This is a genomic window from Exiguobacterium sp. ZWU0009, from assembly GCF_000798935.2.
Lineage (GTDB): Bacteria > Bacillota > Bacilli > Exiguobacteriales > Exiguobacteriaceae > Exiguobacterium_A > Exiguobacterium_A acetylicum.
On the sequence record NZ_CP018057.1, the window covers coordinates 2,073,091 to 2,092,466 of the forward strand.

Sequence of the window (19,376 nt, forward strand, 5' to 3'; positions counted from 1 at the left end):
CTATACAATGAATAAGTGAAAAATAGTAGCGGTCAAATGAACTTTTACCATCATCCTCATCCATTATTTTAAATTTCGAGGTTGTCTGTCAAGTTTTTTTCTTGTCAGCTACTTTTTTTATGTTGCAACCGCCCTGACACCATGCTAAGATAGCAAAGTGTCTATTAGGACGAACGCAAAACAACATAAAAGGAGGCGGAACGCATGGCACGTAAATGCTACGTTACTGGGAAATCGCCAAAGTCGGGTAACAACCGTTCACACGCATTGAACAAAACAAAACGTACTTGGGGAGTCAACGTACAAAAAGTACGTATCCTCGTCGACGGTAAGCCGAAAAAGGTTTGGGTTTCAGCTCGAGCTCTTAAATCAGGTAAAGTCGAACGCGTATAAGGCGCAACCACCGGATGGGAATCTTCCCTTCCGGTTTTTTTATACCCTCATTTATTTTTCTCATAAACTAATTGTCGCTTTTATTGAAAACGCTTACAATAGGAACGTACTTTATTTTGTCAGAATTGGGGGAAGTCATCATGCAACTCAAACGAGAGATGACGAGTCGACACCTGTTCATGATCTCACTCGGGGGAATCATCGGGACAGGCTTATTTTTAGGGTCAGGATTAACTATTTCACAAGCAGGACCTCTCGGGGCGGTCCTCAGTTACATCGTGGGTGGGACCATCATGTATCTGACGATGTTATGTCTAGGGGAATTAGCGGTCTATATGCCGGTCTCGGGGTCCTTCCAGACCTATACGACCCGCTTCATTGGACCAGGAATTGGCTTTGCCGTCGGTTGGATTTATTGGCTCGGCTGGGCCGTGACGGTCGCACTCGAAATCACGGCAGCTGGCAGTTTGATGGACCGCTGGTTTCCGAATGTACCCGTCGTCGTCTGGTGTACCGTCTTTACGGTCTTACTGTTCGGTCTGAATGCCGTCTCAGCCAAAGCATTCGGTGAAGCCGAATTCTGGTTCTCGAGTTTGAAGGTCCTCGCGATCCTTTTCTTCATCATTCTAGGTGGCGCTGCTTGGTTCGGCTGGTTACCGATGGAAGCAGATCGTCCAACCTCGTTATTCGCGAACTTTACGGCAAGCGGTTGGTTTCCAAACGGGATTCTTGGCGTCTTGACGACGATGATTGCTGTCAACTTCGCCTTCCAAGGAACGGAATTGATCGGTGTTGCGGCTGGGGAGTCCGACACGCCAGAAAAATCGATTCCAAAAGCCATCCGCAATACAGTCTGGCGGACGTTCATCTTCTTCGTCTTATCGATTACGATCGTTGGTGCATTAATTCCGTATGAAACAGCTGGCGGAGTCAGCAGTCCGTTCATCATGGTCTTTGATGCGATCGGTATTCCGTACGCTGCTGATTTGATGAACATCGTCGTCTTGACGGCACTATTGTCCGTCGGAAACTCCGGATTATATGCGGCGACTCGGATGTTATGGGCAATGGCGCAAGAAGGGATGATTTCAAAGAAATTATCTTACGTCAATGCACATGGTGTGCCGATGCGGGCGTTGCTCTTTACGATGATGTTCGCGATGTTATCGCTTCTGACCGCATTTTTCGCAGAAGATACCGTCTTCATTTGGCTCTTGTCCTTAGCCGGACTCGGGGCTCAAGTCGGCTGGATTTCAATCTCTGCTTCTCAGCTTGCATTTCGTCGTCAGTTCGTCCGAAACGGACACGATGTATCCGAACTGAAATTCAAGACACCACTCTATCCGGTGTTACCACTGATTTCGTTGACACTTAACGTCGTCGTCCTCGTCAGTCTTGCGTTTCAAGCGGATCAACGAATCGCTCTATACATCGGTGTTCCTTTCTTCCTTGTCATGTGGGGAAGTTATCATCTCTTCGTCAAAGGAAAACATCTATCCGCTCAAAGCGACATCCGTGTCGCCCCTTCTCAACTCGAAGAATAATTTCATCTAAAAAGAGGCCGCGGAGTCATCCACGGCCTCTTTCCTATGATTGTGCTATTCCTTAAGCGTCCGCATCATCAATAGTTCTCCTTGATGGAGCTCTACCTTCGCTTCTGACGCACACCATTCATTACTGACGGTCAAGGAATCTCCGACCGGTACTGGATGTGCATCAAGTGGATATTTGACTCCGGATAAGCTTAAAGTCGACGGTACGAGTGGAATGAACGAAAGATAATGATAGCTCCCTGCTTCGACTGCATACGTTCCCTCAGCCAAGTATCGTACCTCTTCTCGTTTCGTCACGAGTCGTGCCTCTGGGTATCGCTTCAACAAATAGACATTTTGGACGGTCATGTCGAGCCGCCCACCTGTCGCCCCGATAATGAAGGTATCCTCAAACTGTTTCTTCTCTGAGACTGTACGAAGTGCCAGTTCGAGATCCGTTTCATCTTTCTCGGCCGGATGAACGATTGCCCCTTCTGGTACATAACCAAGCGAATCAAAATCACCAATCGTCAGGTCGCATGTCAGCCCAAACGATTCAATCGTCTGAACACCACCGTCGACACCGACGATAAAGTCACCTGGCTGACAAAACGTCCGTAAATCCGGCGCTTCTTCTCGCGGACCGGCACAGACGAGAATCGCCCGCATCTCAGACGCCTCGTGCCGAATAACGGAGTAAGCGTGGCGCAGTCGTAAATAGAATTCCTGCTACGATTCCACATAAGATGTACGAAGGAACCATATACGTTGCGTTATAGACAAAAGAGTACTCCACGACTGGACCTTTTGCATACTCGGCAAAAAAGACGATTCCACTGATGACATGACAGATATAACGGAGTCCTGCGCCTAATAACGTCGCAAGGAGAACGAACGCCATCAAGCTTTTCTTTTGTCCATTGCGCGCGGCTAGTCTGACTTGACGCGCGAACAGACCACTTAATCCGACGACACCATACGCAATCGTATAGTCAAGTATCGGTTGAACGATCGTCAAAACTTGTGGAGCGAACATCAATTGAATCGTACCGACAAGCGCTCCCGTGACGACCCCTCCGACGACACCGTGGCGAAATGCCATGACGAAGATCGGTAGCATCGCTAAGCTGATTGAGCCTCCTTGTGGCATTTTGAATGGAATCAGTAAATCAAAGACGACTCCGAGACTGGCGAAGATGGCAATTTCCATCATCATTTGTAACCGTTTCATGCTGTTTTTCCTCCTTCATTGTACGAGAGGACGCAAAAAGGCAGTACGACGAACGCCGTACTGCCTGCGTGCGCCACATCCCTACGTCCGTTTGAACGGAACAGGTTCGAAGGGTTAAAGTCTAAAAGACTCCTCTCAGCCGCTTTTCAAGCGACACCCCTTGCGGTCATCATATTTCGTTTTCTCGTTCTTATTATACGGCAGCCTCTTGACGAATGCTAGTGATCGCTTCCGCATAATCTGGTGCATTGTAGATTGCTGATCCTGCGACGAGAACGTTCGCACCGTTATCGATGCAAAGCTTTGCCGTTTCCGGATTGACGCCACCGTCAATCTCGATTTCAAATGTCAGACCACGATCTGCTTTCATTTGCGCGAGTGCTGCGAGTTTCGGCATGACACGCTCGATAAAGGCTTGTCCACCGAAGCCCGGATTGACCGTCATCAATAAAACCATATCGACATCCTCAAGGACGTGTTCAATCGTTGATAATGGCGTATGGGGATTCAAGACGACCCCTGCCTTTGCGCCCGCTGCTTTGATTTGTTGCAAGACACGATGGACATGATTCGTCGCTTCGACGTGGAACGTCACGATGTCCGCCCCTGCTTTGACGAAATCCTCGACGAAACGTTCTGGCTGGTCGATCATCAAATGGACATCGAGAATCATATCCGTCTTTTGACGTAAGCTGCTAAGCACAGGTAATCCAAATGAGATGTTCGGTACGAACTGACCGTCCATGACATCAAAATGGATATAGTCCGCGCCTGCTGCTTCGACTGCTTTAACATCGCGTTCGAGATTCGCAAAATCTGCTGATAAAATAGATGGTGCAATTTTAATCATCTTTAATACCTCCGGGCTCGATTCTTGATTTCGTCTATAAACATACCATAGTTCTCATAACGAGAGGACATGATTTCTTGGGCTTCGACGGCTTCCTTGACGGCACAACCGGGTTCATTCAAATGCAAGCAACCTCGGTATTTGCAATCATCTTGTACAGCCACGAATTCAGGGAAACTCCACCGTACATCCTCGATTTCCATATCATACGGAAAATCGAGGTTCGAGAAACCTGGCGTATCGGCAATCAATCCTTCGGCAAGCGGCATCAATGTGACGTGGCGAGTCGTATGACGTCCGCGTCCGAGTGATTTCGAGATGGCACTTGTTTCTAAATCAAGAGAGGGCTCCAGTGCATTGAGCAATGAACTTTTCCCGACACCGGATTGTCCGGCGAGAACGCTTGTTTTTCCAGCAAGTAACGGACGGACTTGCTCAATACCTGCCAACGTCTCACTTGATGTCTCGATGACCGTATACCCAATCTTCCGGTAAGCGGCAATCGCCTCTCGGACAGCCGGTCCTTTGACATCGTCCAGCAAATCCATCTTCGTCAATAGGATGACGGGTTGAATTTCCTTCGCTTCGATCAAAACGAGAAATCGGTCGAGCAAGTGCGCTGAAAAATCAGGTTCTGCCGCCGAGACGACGAGCAATGCCTGGTCGATATTCGCGACTGGAGGGCGTACTAAAAAGTTGTCCCGCTCCTTCACTTCGAGAATATATCCTGTCTCACTTTCGATATGAAGAACGACCTCGTCTCCGACGACTGGACTGATGCCGCGTTTTCGGAAATTCCCTCTTGCCCGTGAACGGACCTCTCCTTCTGGTGTCATGACATCATAAAAGCCACCCTGCAGACGTATGATCGTTCCTTCTCGATTCTCTTCGATGCGTTGTTCCGTCATCCTATGCACTCCTTTTTCATCACATTCATTGTGCGTCTTTTGCTTGATTGTACGTGATGGTTTTTGAACGATACACCGTATCGTCTTTATAGATCGTAATTTTTCCTTCTTCTCCTGGATCAATCGTCACCGGCACGTCGAATGTCTCATCTTGATCAATCGATTCCTCGATGACGGTCCGCTTCCCTTTCGCGTCTTCCGTCTCAATCCGTATGACTTGTTTCGGTGGTTCCTCGTCCTCGTTCTCGCTGACCGCATCATAGACGACCTTTTCAGGGAACGTTGCCGTCACCGTTTTTTCTTCCTCACCTTTTGAGATGAAGACGGTCACAGAGTCGTTTGGTTCGACTTGTGCCCCTGCTTGTGGGAATTGACGGATGACTTGATCGAGCTTGACATCACTCGAGAATTCTTGTTCAAACGTACCGTCGAGACCCATTTCATCGAGATACGCTTTCGCTTCATCACTCGATAAGTTCGTCAAGTCTTTCAATTCAAAGGATGACGTTCCTTCCGAGACAGTGATCGTAATCGTCTGTTCTTTTGCAATCACTTCCGTTCCAGCAGAGATCGATTGCCGGATAACATTACCTCGCGCAATTTCATCCGACTTTTCACGTTCGACCTCGACTTTTGCGAATCCAGCCTCTTTTAATGTTGCAATCGCCTCTTTTTCAGCGTCATCTGTCACATCTGGTACTTCGACCGGAGCACTACCTGTAGAGACGACCAAGTTGACCGTCGAACCCTTTTTGACTTGTGCATTTTCACGCGGTGTCTGACTAATGACATCGCCTTCATCGACTGTATCGCTATTTCGTTCTGTCGTCTCGACGACGAATCCAAGTTTCTCAAGCTTCGTTTCCGCATCGTCTCCATCTGTCTTGACGACAGATGGTACGGTGACCGTTGGATCCGGCCACATCGCAAACGTCGTAGCCGCTCCACCGAGTAAAACGAGCAATAAGAGAACGATCCACCAGCGTTTTTTCTTTTTCTTTTCCGGTGTTTTCGGTTGAACAGTCGTGACGGCGGGTGATTCTGGTTCCGCTTTTGATTCTTCTGGCACTTGGACGGGTGACAAGACCATCGTCTTTTCCATCTCATCCTCTTCTGCACCTCGAATGCCTTCACTTGCCCGTTCGTCAGACAACGCCGTCACCATATCTGCCTTAAAGGCTGCGACGGACTGTTGGCGGTCATGCGGTGCTTTCGCGAGCGCCTGCATGATACAGTTCTCAAGCGCTTGTGGCACTTTCGGATTCAAGACGGATGGGCGACACGGTGTATCTTGCAGATGCTTCAGCGCAATCGCGACCGGTGAATCCCCTTCGAACGGCACTTGTCCTGTAACAAGTTCGTATAAGACAGCACCAAGTGAATAGATATCCGACTTCTCATCCGCAAATTTACCTTTTGCTTGTTCCGGTGAAAAGTAATGCACGGACCCAAGAACGGACATCGTATGCGTCAGCGTCGCATTCGACATCGCCACAGCAATTCCGAAATCCGTTACTTTGACGGTACCATCTTCTCGAATCAACATGTTTTGCGGTTTAATATCGCGATGGATAATCCGGTGTGCATGGGCGTGATCGATTGCATCACAAATTTGAGCGATGATATCAACTGCCTGCGGCACAGGTAATGCTTGATTTTCACAAAATGTTTTTAATGTCATACCATCGATATACTCCATGACGATGTAATAGATGGCATCTTCTTCGCCTACATCATAGACGGCAACGATGTTTGGATGATTCAAGCTGGTAGCAGCATGTGCTTCACGTTCGAATCGACGAATGAATTGTTCGTCATGCGAAAATTCAGTTCGTAAAATCTTAATGGCAACATGACGCTTTAAAATCTCATCATAGGCTTGATAGACATTCGCCATCCCGCCACTTCCAACTAGCCGTTCTATGCGGTAGCGGTCATTTAATCGATCTCCGTATCGCATATTCAGACCCTCTTTCTTTCTTTGAACCGGATGGCGGCAATCGTAATATTATCCGCGCCTCCTCGAGCGTTCGCTTCTTTCACCAATCGTCCGACAATCTCATTAAGCGGCTCATCCTGTAAGATGATCTGTTCGATGACATCATCTGGTACTTCATCGGTCAATCCGTCACTACAAACGAGGACGAGGTCATAGTCTGGAGCATCTCTGACTTGAATGTCGACTTCGACCGTTTCGTTCGAGCCGACCGACCGTGTGATGACATTCTTACGTGGATGATTTTCGACTTCCTCATCCGAAAGCTCCCCCATTTGTCGTAACATGTTGACGTAAGAATGATCGTCCGTCAATTGTTTTAACGCCGTACCTTCAAGGGCATAGACTCTACTATCTCCAACATGACCGATGACGAGCAAATCCTCGACCCAGCAGACACAGGCAATGGTCGTTCCGACGATCGCAAGTTGCTCTTCTTTTGAAAACTGAAGAATCCGGGCATTCGCCTCGGCTACACGTTGTTCTATCCATTCAGACAATTCCATCGGACGATTTGGCATGAGTGAAAAGGATGCTTCAAATACCTCGCGAACGATCGCACTTGCGATATCGCCAGCAGCATGACCTCCCATACCATCCGCAACGACGGCAAGACCACGTTCGGCGTTCCCGACGAGTAATACCGTATCCTCATTTTTAGTCCTGACTTTCCCAGTAGTCGAAAGGTGAGCTAACTCCATGACAGTCCTCCGTTCGTGTCAATCTTCTCGTTTTTTAAACGCGGCAATATAGAAGCCGTCCGTTCCAACTGTCGTCGGTAACAACTTGAGTTCTGCTCGATCCCCGATCAGATGTCGCACGGATTCTGGCATGCGTGCCGCGAAGGATGTGTCAAAATCGAACCCTTGATCGAGAATGAACGCTGTCTGCTCCTCGTTTTCTGTCGGATCAATCGTACAAGTCGAATAGACGAAGGTTCCACCCTTTTTAACGAGTGGTAAGACAGCTGTCAGAATATCTCGTTGGATTTTCGGCAGTTGCTCGAGCTGTTCCGGACGTTTCGTCCATTTGATATCTGGTTTTCTCCGAATGACACCGAGTCCTGAACAAGGTGCGTCAACAAGAATTCGATCAAAAGATTCTACTTCAAAGCGTTCCCCTGCTTTACGTGCATCTAACGCTTCTGCTTGAACAGTCGTAAGACCTAATCGTGTCGCTTGCTGTTCAATCAGTTTAATCTTATGTGGATGAAGATCAAGTGCCTGTAGTGTACCCGTCGTCAAACCTTCAGCAATGTGCATCGCTTTCCCACCAGGTGCAGCACAGCTGTCGAGTACATGATCAGATGCTTCTGCACCAAGTGCACGAGCGACAAGCATCGAGCTCTCATCCTGCAAAGATAGGTATCCGCGATTGATCAAATCGGTTTTTTGAACGCTTCCTCGTTCGATTTCGAGACCGTCTGGCGCTACCGTAGATGGTTTTGCCGTCACACCTTGGTCGAGTAGAAGCTCGATCGCTTCCTCTCGCGTCGTCTTCGTCCGATTGATACGAACCGTGACCGGTGCAGGCGTGTTATTCAATTGACAGATCTGAAGCGTTTCTTCCGGACCAAACAGTTCAAGCCAGCGTTCGACGAGCCACTGCGGGTGACTCGTTTCGATACTGATCCGTTTTGCAACAGGCTCAATCTCAGCGAAATGAGGCATTCCCGCCCGTAATACATTCCGGAGCACTCCGTTGACGACTTTCGAGACATGGACTTTTCCACGTTTTTTAGCAATCTCAACAGCTTCATGGATGACGGCATGATCCGGTACACGATCAAGATAAAACAACTGATACACACTCATCCGTAACAACGGACGCATGAACGGATCAAGTTTTTTCTGTTTTGCTAAATATGGCTCCAAAATGTAATCAAGCGTCAACTCACGACTAAGTGTCCCGTAGACGAGTTCCGTGAACAAACCGACATCTGACGCTGAGATAGCACGCTTTTCAAGCATCTGGTGAACGGTGATTGTCGAGAAGGCACCACCTTGACCGATTTTCATCAGTGTCGTTACTGCTGCGTCGCGTACATTCATGCGTTCTCACCTACTTGTTGTCCGAGTTCAAGCGATTGACCGATCCCGCGCATGAACGTGGCACCATCCATTCGTTTTTTACCGGACGGTTGTAAGTCGATCAGCTTCAACGCTGTTTCAGAACCCGTTGCGATGACGGGACCATCTGCTTCTAAAGCGATGATTTCACCCGGTCGTCCCGTTCCTTTGACTTTCGTTGCGAAAAAGACTTTTAAACGATCATTTCCAAGCATCGTATACGTACTCGGGAAAGGATTCATTCCTCGGATTTGATCATAGAGTGTCTCACCCGGTAACGTAAAATCAAGCCGTTCCCGTTCCCGTGAGATATTCGGCGCAAACGTCGCTTCTGCCTCGACTTGCGCTTCCGGTGTCAATTCACCTGCTAACAGACGCGGCAACGTTTCAAGCAACAGCCGCGCTCCTGCGTCCGCTAATTTTTCGAACATCGTTCCGACTGTATCGTTCTCTTCGATCGGAACGATGATTTTTGACAACATATCACCGGCGTCAAGTCGATCGACCATATACATGATCGTCACGCCCGTCTCTTTTTCGCCATCAATGATTGCTTGATGAATCGGGGCACCGCCACGATATTTCGGTAAGAGTGACGCATGGACATTGATTGCCCCAAAACGTGGTGCTTCCAAAATAGCTGTCGGTACAATCTGACCGTAAGCTGCCGTGATAATAAGATCTGGTTTTAAATCAAGGACGTCCTGATAGTCTTCACGAATCCGTTTCGGTTGCAACACGGGAATATCGTGTTCCATCGCGACGAGTTTCACTGGTGTCGGTTTGACTTCTCGTTTTCGTCCGACCGGCTTATCTGGTTGTGAGACGACACCGACGACGTCATACCCGGCATCGATGACTTCACGTAGCGTTCCTGCCGCAAATTCAGGCGTCCCCATGAAGACGACGCGCGGCTTTTCTTGCTCGACGAGTTTATCCGTGAACAGGACACCGTCTAAATGATCCATCTCGTGCTGGATCGCACGTGCAAAAAAGCCGTTTGCTTTGATTTTGACCGTCCGTCCAAGACGATCTTGCGACTTGACGACGATGCGGTCGAACCGTTCGACCGGTCCGAAAACACCTGGCATGCTGAGACATCCTTCGTCATCAATCTGTGAACCATCGGCTTCGATGATTTCCGGATTGATCAGCTCAATCGGTCCTGTCTCATCATCCGTATGGACGACCGCTACACGGATCGGTTGATTGATTTGCGGTGCCGCTAAGCCGACACCATCATATTCATACATCGTATCGAACATCCGGTCGATCATCTTACCAAGTTTTTTATCGAACTTCGTGACAGGTTCACACACCTGTCGTAATACGTCATTAGGTACTTCTACTACTTTATACATACAGACACCTCACATGAATACAAATGGATTCAAGTCGATCGCGACTTGTGTTTTTGACTTTTGACGACGGGCTAAGATATCACGGAGATGTGTCCGGACATCTTCCTGCCCTTTATGTTTAATTAAGACCTGTTGTCGGTACATATTCTTCAGTCGAGCAAGTGGCGCATCGAACGGTCCATTGACGACTAAGTCCTCTGACTCGAAAGCCCGCAGCTCGGAAGCAATCTGTTGCGCTTCTGCTTGTGCTTCGAGTGGATGTGTCGCTGAGACCGTGATTAAACCAAGGAACCAGAATGGAGGGTGTCCCCCGAGTTTGCGCAACTGCATCTCGCGCTTATAGAACGTTTCGAAATCATGCTGTTTTGCCGTCTGAATGACGTAGTGCTCCGGATTATAGGTCTGGATGATCGACTGTCCGGCGAGTTGCCCCCGCCCGGCACGACCCGACACTTGCGTGATCAACTGGAACGTTCGCTCACTTGCCCGAAAATCCGGAATACCGAGCGTCGCATCGGCAGCGAGCACCCCTACGAGCGTGACATTTGGAAAGTCGAGACCTTTGGCGATCATCTGTGTCCCGAGAAGAATGTTCCCTTCCTTACGCTCGAAGGCATCGAGTAACTTCTCATGTGCACCTTTACGAGACGTCGTATCCTGATCCATCCGGATAATGCGCGCTTCCGGAATCAAATGCGCCAACTCTTCCTCGATCTTTTGCGTCCCCGTTCCGAACTGACGAATCTTCGTAGATTCACAGGACGGACAAGTTTTCGGCATCGCTGCCTCGAATCCACAATAGTGGCACTTCAAGCGATCTTCGTGCTGATGATACGTTAAATTAACGGCACAATGTGGACATTGCAACGTCTCACCGCAATCCCGACATAAGACGAATGTCGTGTACCCACGACGGTTCAAAAGCAAGACCGTCTGTTCGCCGCGCTCGATTCGTTCTTTGATGCCTTCGATGAGTGCAAGACTGAACGGAGTACGATTGCCTCGTTCAAGCTCTTTACGCATATCAACGATGTCGACAGGCGGTAATTCCCCACCAAATCGTTCACGAAGCGGTAAGTAATGATAAACCCCTTTTTGTGCCCGCGCATACGTTTCGAGTAACGGTGTTGCACTTCCGAGCACGACGGGACAACGATGATAAGCCGCCCGCCACTTCGCGACATCGCGCGTATGATAACGCGGATTCTCTTCTTGTTTATAGGTTGTTTCATGTTCTTCATCGAGAATAATGATTCCGATATTCGTCAGCGGCGCAAACACGGCGGACCGTGCACCGACAACGACATCAACCTCGCCTTGGGCGATTTTGCGCCACTCATCATACTTTTCTCCAAGCGATAGACCGCTATGCAAGACAGCGACCCGTTCTCCGAAACGACGTTTGAAGCGTTTGACCATCATCGGCGTCAGACTGATTTCAGGAACGAGCAAGATCGCTTGTCTACCGCGTTCGAGTTGTGCATGAATCGATTCAAGATAGACTTCCGTCTTACCACTTCCTGTTACGCCATGTAACAAGAACGTTCCGGTCTCCGCTTCAGCCGTGATCGCCGAGACGGCTTCCTGTTGCTTTTCCGTCAAAGAAGACGGCACAAAGATATCTTGGACGAGATGCTCGTAAGGATTTCGCCGCACATCGATCGTCTCGACTTGAACGATGCCCTTTTTATCGAGGGCGTTCAACGTCGCGCTCGTTGCGCCCGTCGCCTGCTTGATTTCACTCCACAACGCATTCGGAAATTCTTGGATATACGCATAAAGTGCCGCTTGTTGGCTCGCTTGTTTTGTAAAGGTTGCTTGCTCCTCGAGGAGACGAATCCGTTTATCGGTTTTAGACGTCTTTTTCTCGCGAATGACCGGTTGAAGCGTCACATCAGCTTGTTTCGCCGCTGTTAAAATGATTTGTTGGACTTCCGTTGGTAATTGACTCATTTTCTTACCATGATATGCCCGAAGTGGGCCCGACTCGACTATGACCAGTTTATCATAACTCACCTTTAAGGCAGCCGGCAGCATCGCAAGCAACGCCGTCGCCTGAAAACACAAGGTCGTTTCTGATAAATACGCCGACAACTCGAGTAATTCTTCCGTATAGGTCGGGGTCTCATCGAGAACACGAACGATTGATTTGACGTTCGTCAGATCAGACGTAGCTTTTGTTCCAACGACGATTCCAAGCAACGCCCGTGGACCGAATGGTACCTCGACGCGCATCCCGGGAACGATCAACTCTTGCCAGAGTTTCGGCACGGCGTAATCAAACGGACGATCAACGGTGGCCGCTGCGACATCGACGATGACTTCGGCTATCATGCCAATGCCTCCGCAAATTGGCGCATGAGCGATTTAGCGAGCGTCGATTTCAATTGTTGATCGTATCGCGTGACGGAATCATTCTTCCCGAAGACGACAACCTCGTTTTCGTCGCTGACAAATCCGATGTCAGAACGAGAGACATCATTCGCGACGATGAAATCCGCCTTCTTTCGGATGAGTTTCTGTTTCGCGAACGTCTCGACATCCGTCGTCTCCGCTGCAAATCCGACTAATAGTTGGTGTTGTTTCTGCTCACCGAGCGTCTTCAGAATATCCGTCGTCTCCTCGAGTTCAATCCGCAATGGTCCGTGAATTTTCTTTTGCTTCTGATCGTACTGGACAGACGGTCGATAGTCAGCTACGGCAGCGGACATGATGACGATGTCTTGCGTCTCATAATCACGTAACATGGCTTCGAGCATCTCTTCTCCCGACTCAACGGCAATCGTCGATATGCCGGTCGGTAATCCGATCCGAAGGGGTCCATGGACGAGCGTGACATCTGCTCCTGCGTCTCTCGCTGCTTCCGCAAGTGCAATTCCCGTCTTTCCTGAAGAGTCATTCGTCAAGTAACGGACCGGATCAATCCGTTCAACTGTCGGACCTGCACTGATCAAGACTTTTCGCCCGGCTAAATACTTATCTTCAAAGAACGTTGAGAGTGTTGCGACTAAGTCTTCCGGTTCAGGTAAACGACCTTTCCCGACCCAACCACATGCGAGATTTCCGACTCCCGGTGCAATCACCTGGACACCATCCTGCTTGAGTTGTTCGATATTGCGGACTGTCGCCGGATGTTCGAGCATGTTGACATTCATCGCCGGTGCGACGATGACGGGACACGTCGCGGCGAGGATCGTTGTCGTAATGAAGTCATCTGCGATCCCGTGTGCGAGTTTTGCGATCAAGTTCGCTGTCGCTGGTGCGACGACGATTAAGTCCGCTTCGTCCGCTAAATCGATATGGGCGATCTTTGACGGATCATGCTCGATGAAGACATCATCATAGACCGCTTTTCGCGTCAGTGCTTCAAACGTCGTCTTACCGACGAATTGTTGTGCATTACGCGTCATTGCAACTTGGACGTGTGCCCCTGCTTGAACGAGTTTTGAAGCGAGTGCTGCTGATTTATAGGAAGCGATTCCACCGCCGACACACAGTAGAATGTTTCGGTTGGTTAACATGTAGGTGTCCTCCTTATTGAAAAAAACAGCCACGATGACAAGTGGCTGCTTCAAAATTAGTCTTGCGGTTGGTTCGTGACGGATACTTCTTCGAAATAAAGCTCTTCTAAAGCTTTCCCGACCGGTTTATGCGATTTTGGGTTCGTGACTTTCACGCGTTTCCCGTCTTGGATTTGACGTGCACGCTTAGCGGCAACTGTAACGATCGTATATTTCGACGGTACTTTCTTTTGAAGCTTATCAACTGATGGATATAACATATCACTTAACCTCCATGGCTTTTTTATATAGGGACGCGACACGTTCCCGACTGCAATGTTCCGCTGTGACGATCGCTTGAATTCGATCACAGGCTTTATGAATTTCGTCGTTCGTCACGACATAGTCATACGCATCCATCATCTCGATCTCTTCCTTAGCGACGAGAAGACGTTGCTTGATGACTTCCTCCGATTCCGTTCCACGCCCTACGAGGCGGTTCCGCAATTCTTGGAGGCTTGGAGGTGCAAGGAATAAGAAGACAGCTTCCGGAAAATGTTCTTTGACCTGCATGGCCCCTTGAACTTCGATTTCGAGAATGACATCTTTTCCTTCATCTAGGATCTGGTTCACCCACTCGACAGGTGTTCCATAATAATTCCCTACGAATTCAGCATATTCCAAGAGTTGATTGTTCGCAATCATCTCTTCGAATTCTTCACGCGATTTAAAGAAATAGTGAACACCATCTACTTCTCCTTCGCGCGGTTGGCGCGTCGTACAGGATACCGAGTAATGCAGATCATTATCCTGATCTTCGCGCAAGGCACGACAGACCGTTCCCTTTCCGACACCACTTGGACCAGATAATACGAGTAATAAGCCACGCTCTTTGAAAATCACTTCAAAACCCCTCCATCTCACAAACTTCACATTGTTTCATATTAGCAGTAGAGACGGGAAGTTCGCAAGTCATCTTTTTTAGCTCGACTGCTTTATCATACCATAACGATGCCATTTCTGTTACCTTTAGAAAGTGAGAACGAAATCAAGAAAGAAGGTAATCGTATGGCTTTTGACGGATTGATGACGACACGTGTCGTCGAAGAACTCCAACCGCTCGTCGGAGGACGGATCAACAAGGTATACCAACCTTACACATTGGATTTAGTATTCCAGGTCCGGGCCGAGCGAAAAAACGTACTATTGCTCGCCTCTGCGAATGCCATGTATGCACGGATGCACATTACGTCGGAAGCAGTCAGCAACCCGAGTGAACCCCCACTCTTCTGCATGATGCTCCGCAAACATGTCGAAGGCGGATTCATCGAATCAATCGAACAACTCGAACGCGACCGGATCATCGTCTTACGCGTCCGGTCACGGAACGAACTCGGTGATGAGGAAGCGAAAAAAATCTATGTCGAGTTGATGGGACGTCACTCGAACATCATTTTGACCGATGGACAAGATAAGATTCTCGATGCGATCAAACACTTGCCCCTCAGTCAAAATACCTTCCGGACGATCATGCCGGGCATGACTTATCAACTTCCACCAGCACAGGATAAAGTTGATCCGCTTACAGGAGATATCGAAAAGGCGCTTCACCGGATCGACTGGAACGCCGGGAAACTCGATCGCCAGTTACTTGGTCTGTTCAGTGGTCTATCCCCGCAAATCGCAAAAGAGATCGTGACACGGGCAGGTCTTGCCAACCGGACAAATCTTGCATCTGCTTTTCAAGATGTCCTGAAGGAACTCGATGGTCCTTATGTCTTACAACGGATGGAGGGTGGTAAGGAACGCTTCGCCCCCGTCCGCTTAACGGAAGGATCCATCATCGATGAAAAGATGTTCGAGACGAGTGGTCAAGTCCTCGATGCCTTCTTCCATCAAAAAGCGAACCGCGATCGCGTCAAACAACAAGCAGCTGATCTCGAACGGTTCATCAAGAGTGAATATGATAAAAATATTCTAAAACGCTCGAAACTCGAAAAAGATTTAGAAGCGACGCTACGGATGGATGAGTGGAAACATAAAGGGGAATTACTGACGACCTATCTGTATCAGCTCGAACGTGGGATGAAGGAAGCGACAGTCGTCGATTACTATGACCCAGACGGCGCTGAGATCACGATTTCGCTCGACCCTCGCTTTTCACCGAATGAGAACGCGCAACGTTACTACAAACGGTATAACAAATTAAAAACCGCCAAAGTCGAAGTCGCGCGTCAGCTCGAGAAGAACCAAGCTGAGATTGCATATTTTGAAGGTTTGCTTGCACAGCTCGACGTCGCGTCCCCGGAAGACATTCGGGAAATGCGCGAGGAACTCGTCGAAGAAGGTTATCTGCGCGAACGACAAAAGAAGAAAAAGAAACCACAGCTCCCACAACTCGAAGCATACCGTTCTTCGACTGGTCTTCCATTCTTCGTCGGAAAGAACAATAAACAAAATGATTACGCGACGTTCAAGTTCGGTCGACGGTCCGATACGTGGCTACACACGAAGGATATCCCGGGATCGCACGTCATCATTCAAAGTGATACACCTGACGAGACGACGTTGAAGGAAGCAGCGATTGTCGCGGCTTATTTCTCGAAAGCACGTGAGTCGAGCCAAGTCCCGGTCGACTTCACGGAACTACGTTATGTCAAAAAACCGAGTGGTGCAAAACCCGGATTCGTCATCTATACGGATCAAACGACTCTTTACGTCACACCTGATCCAGATGTCGTCCAATCCTTACGTCAATGACGCTACACAAAAAAGCGCTGTTTTTCCTAAATATTACTTAGGAGAAACAGCGCTTTTTCATCGTTACTTCATTTTTTCTAACTGTTCCCGGTAATCGAGCAAATGCCCATGGATGATATCCTTCGCCTCGCTTAATTCTTGATCGAATGAGAACATCGCTTGTTTTCGTTCGTGGGAGAAGATGACATCGTAATGATGGCTGAGTAAGAAATCAATTTCCTGACCGAGCGTCTTTTCCTGTTCTTCTGTCATCGGGATATCCCGATGACTGGCAATGCTTTCAAGCAAGACGAGCAACTTGTCTTCAAGATCGACAAGCTCCTTCAGTCGAATGAACGCTTCACTTTGACCGCTCGCCACTAGTGGATATTTTTGATCTTCTTGGAGCATCAACATCATTTCCTCATGCTTGAGAATTTGTTTACGGACAGTAAGCAAGCGTCCATCATCTTGCACAAGGCTGCGCCAATCTTCCATCAACTGTTGCGTCGTTTTTTTGACGAGTAACAGTAAGCGGTCTTCATAATGTGGTGGGAAGACGATGTAATTGACGAGGACAGCAGATAATACCCCAACGACAGTCAGCAACGACCGTGATAAGGCATAGTGGACGTAGTCGGCGGTCGGGCTCTCGAACATCAACACAATTGCAAAAGCGGCGAACGTCGACATATCCGTTCGTCCAATCATCGAATTGAGGACGAGCGAGACAACGACGGCGAGTCCGATCGTCAGTGGATTGGCGCCAAGTGTCGCAACGATGGCGAGTCCACACATCAGTCCAAGTACCGTTCCGAAAATCCGATTGAAGACGATTTTGAACGACCGATGAATCGTCGGTTGCATCGCAACGATTGCCGCGACGGCTCCCATGCCTGAATAAATACCGAAGACATACCAAGAGATGCTTAGGGCAAGAGCTACCGCGATACCGGTCTTGATCGTCCGAAGTCCAATCCGAAACTTTAATTTCACTCGAGCGTCACCTGCCCGACTTCACTATTGACTGTCACTTCCGGTTTTTCTTGTTTCGACAGTTCATAAATCGTCTCATCCTTATTCTTTTGTTTTGTATATCGGTCAGAGGCTTTAACATCGCCTCCCGTGTCAATCGTAATCGTACCGGCTGCTTTGTTTGGTTTTAGCTTTGTCGCGCCGTCAATCGTTGTGACGTCGAGACTCAACTTCGCCATGTAGTCTGATAGAGAGACACTCTCGCCTGTCACCTGCGCATGGACGGCATCCATTTCCTTGACGGTAATCGCACGTGTTGCATTCAGTGTAATCTCATCACCTTTTACTTTATCGAGACTCATCGCTTCTCCGTCCATCTCGATCGTTTTTGCGTAGATGCCCATTCCTTTCAGTGTACCGGCATCGACATCGACACGGTTCATATAACTTGGTAATCCCACTTGAATCGTGTAGTCTGCTGTTTTTTCGCTCGGACGATTGCCAAGTCGAGACAGCCAACCATCTCGTCCTGTCACCGTCACCGTATTCGTCGATGTACTGATTTTCAGTCGTTTTCCACTCGACGCACTATCGACGAGTTTGATTTGGACGTTTCCGTCTGTGCTTCGAACGAATTGTACCGTTGCGTGCGGCGCCTCGATGGCGAGAGATTTATAGCGATTCGTCGTTTTGAATGTTTCGCCGCGCGATAACAATTCCGTTGAGACGAGCAATGTGATCGAATAGATGAGGACAAGTCCGAGAATGACACCACCGTATAAATAAAGCGGTCGCTTCACTGGCCCTTTTTCTCCAATCTGATTCAACCGTGCATCCATCTTTTGTTTTTGTTTATTTTTCAAGCGTGTGAACGACGATTGTTTTCGTTTCCGCACACTCCTACTATTATGCTCTTCCATGTCAGCCCCTCCATCTCATGTCTACCATTATTCCGAATATCTGAATCGGCTGTCAACAGCCCCCTTCTTATCATAGAAGAAGTTCACCGTTTCGCCATCGGGCGGAAGAAGGAAGCGTCATCGGATGAACCACTGACATTCCAGAAGAATAATCGACAAAAAGGAGAGGAACATTGACGTTTCCTCTCCTTTGCTTAAGAACGGATTATAATTCGAGTGACTCGCCGATTGCGAGTGGATGACCCGTTTGACCTTGCGCTTCAATCTTTTCACAGAATGCGTTGGCATCTTGTTTGATTAAATCAAATGTATCGTAGTGGATCGGTACGACTGCTTTCGCTTGCAACATATCTGCAGCGATCAACGCATCATCCGGACCCATCGTGAAGTTATCACCGATCGGTAAGAAGGCTAAATCGATTTCGTGATGGGCGCCATAAAGGGCTAAATCCCCGAACAGTGCCGTATCGCCTGCATGATAGATTTCTTTCCCTTCGATCGTCAGCAAGAATCCAGCCGGCATCCCCATATACGTAATCGTCTGTTTTTCCTCATCGATGATGCTCGACGAGTGGAATGCCTGTGTCATCTTCACCTTACCAAACGAAAATTCAAACTGTCCGCCGAGATTCATCGGATGAACGTTGAGCCCTTTGAAACTTAGATACGTCGCCAGTTCATGAGTAGCAATGATTGTTGCTCCCGTGGCTTTCGCGATTCGCTCTGCATCAAGCATATGATCGGCATGGGCATGGGTTAGCAAAATAAAATCTGCCTTGACGTCATCTGGATTCGTCGTCGCTTTTTCATTACCGCTAAAGAATGGATCGATGACGAGATGGTGACCATTCGTTTCAATCGTTACTGTTGACTGTCCATGATAAGTTAGCTTCATCTAGTTC

Annotated in this window: 18 protein-coding genes and 1 riboswitch; of the genes, 3 read left to right on the forward strand and 15 right to left on the reverse strand. The window is 48.6% G+C overall.

Annotated elements, in window-relative coordinates:
- Positions 1-204: 204 nt before the first annotated feature.
- Both rpmB and L985_RS10975 read left to right on the forward strand, forming a co-directional pair.
- Complete coding sequence (rpmB, locus tag L985_RS10970) at positions 205-393, forward strand: 50S ribosomal protein L28 (protein ID WP_023468758.1); 189 nt, start codon at positions 205-207, stop codon at positions 391-393.
- 140 nt (positions 394-533) lie between these two features.
- Positions 534-1,937, forward strand: a complete 1,404-nt coding sequence (locus L985_RS10975; protein ID WP_029342103.1) for an amino acid permease — start codon at positions 534-536, stop codon at positions 1,935-1,937.
- Positions 1,938-1,991: 54 nt separating this feature from the next.
- Here L985_RS10975 and L985_RS10980 read toward each other — a convergent pair whose 3' ends face one another.
- From L985_RS10980 to gmk, 12 genes are all read right to left on the reverse strand, one after another.
- The gene (locus L985_RS10980) at positions 1,992-2,594 is read right to left on the reverse strand and encodes a thiamine diphosphokinase (RefSeq protein WP_047393771.1); all 603 of its coding nucleotides are present in this window, start codon (positions 2,592-2,594) and stop codon (positions 1,992-1,994) included.
- A gap of 1 nt (position 2,595) precedes the next feature.
- Entirely contained in the window at positions 2,596-3,156 is a 561-nt protein-coding gene (thiT, locus tag L985_RS10985; RefSeq protein WP_047393769.1) for an energy-coupled thiamine transporter ThiT, read from the reverse strand.
- Between the two features lie 61 nt (positions 3,157-3,217).
- A riboswitch (TPP riboswitch) is annotated at positions 3,218-3,327 on the reverse strand.
- A 22-nt stretch (positions 3,328-3,349) separates the two neighbouring features.
- Complete coding sequence (rpe, locus tag L985_RS10990; RefSeq protein ID WP_047393766.1) at positions 3,350-4,006, reverse strand: ribulose-phosphate 3-epimerase; 657 nt, start codon at positions 4,004-4,006, stop codon at positions 3,350-3,352.
- Between the two features lie 2 nt (positions 4,007-4,008).
- Positions 4,009-4,914: a ribosome small subunit-dependent GTPase A gene (gene rsgA, locus L985_RS10995; protein WP_029342107.1), complete on the reverse strand. Its 906-nt coding sequence runs from the start codon at positions 4,912-4,914 to the stop codon at positions 4,009-4,011.
- A 25-nt stretch (positions 4,915-4,939) separates the two neighbouring features.
- Positions 4,940-6,874 carry a Stk1 family PASTA domain-containing Ser/Thr kinase gene (gene pknB / locus L985_RS11000; RefSeq protein WP_047393764.1) on the reverse strand — a complete coding sequence of 645 codons (1,935 nt, stop codon included), beginning with the start codon at positions 6,872-6,874 and terminating at the stop codon, positions 4,940-4,942.
- Between the two features lie 2 nt (positions 6,875-6,876).
- Entirely contained in the window at positions 6,877-7,611 is a 735-nt protein-coding gene (locus L985_RS11005; RefSeq protein WP_047393760.1) for a Stp1/IreP family PP2C-type Ser/Thr phosphatase, read from the reverse strand.
- An 18-nt stretch (positions 7,612-7,629) separates the two neighbouring features.
- A complete protein-coding gene (rsmB, locus tag L985_RS11010; protein ID WP_029342110.1) occupies positions 7,630-8,961 on the reverse strand; it encodes a 16S rRNA (cytosine(967)-C(5))-methyltransferase RsmB in 1,332 nt (443 codons plus the stop codon).
- Positions 8,958-10,340, reverse strand: a complete 1,383-nt coding sequence (fmt, locus tag L985_RS11015; protein ID WP_029342111.1) for a methionyl-tRNA formyltransferase — start codon at positions 10,338-10,340, stop codon at positions 8,958-8,960. Before fmt ends, rsmB begins: the two co-directional genes overlap by 4 nt.
- A 9-nt stretch (positions 10,341-10,349) precedes the next feature.
- Entirely contained in the window at positions 10,350-12,674 is a 2,325-nt protein-coding gene (gene priA / locus L985_RS11020) for a primosomal protein N' (RefSeq protein ID WP_047393757.1), read from the reverse strand.
- Positions 12,671-13,861 carry a bifunctional phosphopantothenoylcysteine decarboxylase/phosphopantothenate--cysteine ligase CoaBC gene (gene coaBC / locus L985_RS11025; RefSeq protein WP_029342113.1) on the reverse strand — a complete coding sequence of 397 codons (1,191 nt, stop codon included), beginning with the start codon at positions 13,859-13,861 and terminating at the stop codon, positions 12,671-12,673. The genes priA and coaBC overlap by 4 nt, the downstream gene beginning before the upstream one ends.
- A gap of 56 nt (positions 13,862-13,917) precedes the next feature.
- Positions 13,918-14,121 (reverse strand): DNA-directed RNA polymerase subunit omega, encoded by a 204-nt coding sequence (gene rpoZ / locus L985_RS11030; RefSeq protein ID WP_029342114.1) that lies wholly within the window; start codon positions 14,119-14,121, stop codon positions 13,918-13,920.
- Position 14,122: 1 nt separating this feature from the next.
- Positions 14,123-14,740: a guanylate kinase gene (gene gmk / locus L985_RS11035; RefSeq protein ID WP_174316772.1), complete on the reverse strand. Its 618-nt coding sequence runs from the start codon at positions 14,738-14,740 to the stop codon at positions 14,123-14,125.
- 168 nt (positions 14,741-14,908) lie between these two features.
- Here gmk and L985_RS11040 point away from each other — a divergent pair, with 168 nt between their 5' ends.
- Positions 14,909-16,600, forward strand: coding sequence for an Rqc2 family fibronectin-binding protein (locus tag L985_RS11040; RefSeq protein WP_029342115.1), 1,692 nt, complete (start codon positions 14,909-14,911; stop codon positions 16,598-16,600).
- Positions 16,601-16,663: 63 nt separating this feature from the next.
- Here the strand turns inward: L985_RS11040 and L985_RS11045 are convergent, their stop codons facing one another.
- From L985_RS11045 to L985_RS11055, 3 genes are all read right to left on the reverse strand, one after another.
- A complete protein-coding gene (locus tag L985_RS11045; RefSeq protein WP_029342116.1) occupies positions 16,664-17,575 on the reverse strand; it encodes an FUSC family protein in 912 nt (303 codons plus the stop codon).
- Entirely contained in the window at positions 17,572-18,474 is a 903-nt protein-coding gene (locus tag L985_RS11050) for a DUF4097 family beta strand repeat-containing protein (RefSeq protein ID WP_047393754.1), read from the reverse strand. Before L985_RS11050 ends, L985_RS11045 begins: the two co-directional genes overlap by 4 nt.
- 205 nt (positions 18,475-18,679) lie before the next feature.
- Entirely contained in the window at positions 18,680-19,369 is a 690-nt protein-coding gene (locus L985_RS11055) for a metal-dependent hydrolase (RefSeq protein WP_029342118.1), read from the reverse strand.
- Between the last annotated feature and the right edge of the window lie 7 nt (positions 19,370-19,376).

Coding starts and splice junctions, on each gene's coding strand:
- rsgA (WP_029342107.1), bottom strand. CDS start 4,914: ATGACGGAACAACGCATCGAAGAGAATCGAGAAGGAACGATCATACGT.
- rpmB (WP_023468758.1), top strand. CDS start 205: ATGGCACGTAAATGCTACGTTACTGGGAAATCGCCAAAGTCGGGTAAC.
- L985_RS11055 (WP_029342118.1), bottom strand. CDS start 19,369: ATGAAGCTAACTTATCATGGACAGTCAACAGTAACGATTGAAACGAAT.
- coaBC (WP_029342113.1), bottom strand. CDS start 13,861: ATGTTAACCAACCGAAACATTCTACTGTGTGTCGGCGGTGGAATCGCT.
- L985_RS10980 (WP_047393771.1), bottom strand. CDS start 2,594: ATGCGGGCGATTCTCGTCTGTGCCGGTCCGCGAGAAGAAGCGCCGGAT.
- fmt (WP_029342111.1), bottom strand. CDS start 10,340: ATGTATAAAGTAGTAGAAGTACCTAATGACGTATTACGACAGGTGTGT.
- thiT (WP_047393769.1), bottom strand. CDS start 3,156: ATGAAACGGTTACAAATGATGATGGAAATTGCCATCTTCGCCAGTCTC.
- rpoZ (WP_029342114.1), bottom strand. CDS start 14,121: ATGTTATATCCATCAGTTGATAAGCTTCAAAAGAAAGTACCGTCGAAA.
- pknB (WP_047393764.1), bottom strand. CDS start 6,874: ATGCGATACGGAGATCGATTAAATGACCGCTACCGCATAGAACGGCTA.
- L985_RS11005 (WP_047393760.1), bottom strand. CDS start 7,611: ATGGAGTTAGCTCACCTTTCGACTACTGGGAAAGTCAGGACTAAAAAT.
- priA (WP_047393757.1), bottom strand. CDS start 12,674: ATGATAGCCGAAGTCATCGTCGATGTCGCAGCGGCCACCGTTGATCGT.
- L985_RS10975 (WP_029342103.1), top strand. CDS start 534: ATGCAACTCAAACGAGAGATGACGAGTCGACACCTGTTCATGATCTCA.
- rsmB (WP_029342110.1), bottom strand. CDS start 8,961: ATGAATGTACGCGACGCAGCAGTAACGACACTGATGAAAATCGGTCAA.
- rpe (WP_047393766.1), bottom strand. CDS start 4,006: ATGATTAAAATTGCACCATCTATTTTATCAGCAGATTTTGCGAATCTC.
- L985_RS11050 (WP_047393754.1), bottom strand. CDS start 18,474: ATGGAAGAGCATAATAGTAGGAGTGTGCGGAAACGAAAACAATCGTCG.
- L985_RS11040 (WP_029342115.1), top strand. CDS start 14,909: ATGGCTTTTGACGGATTGATGACGACACGTGTCGTCGAAGAACTCCAA.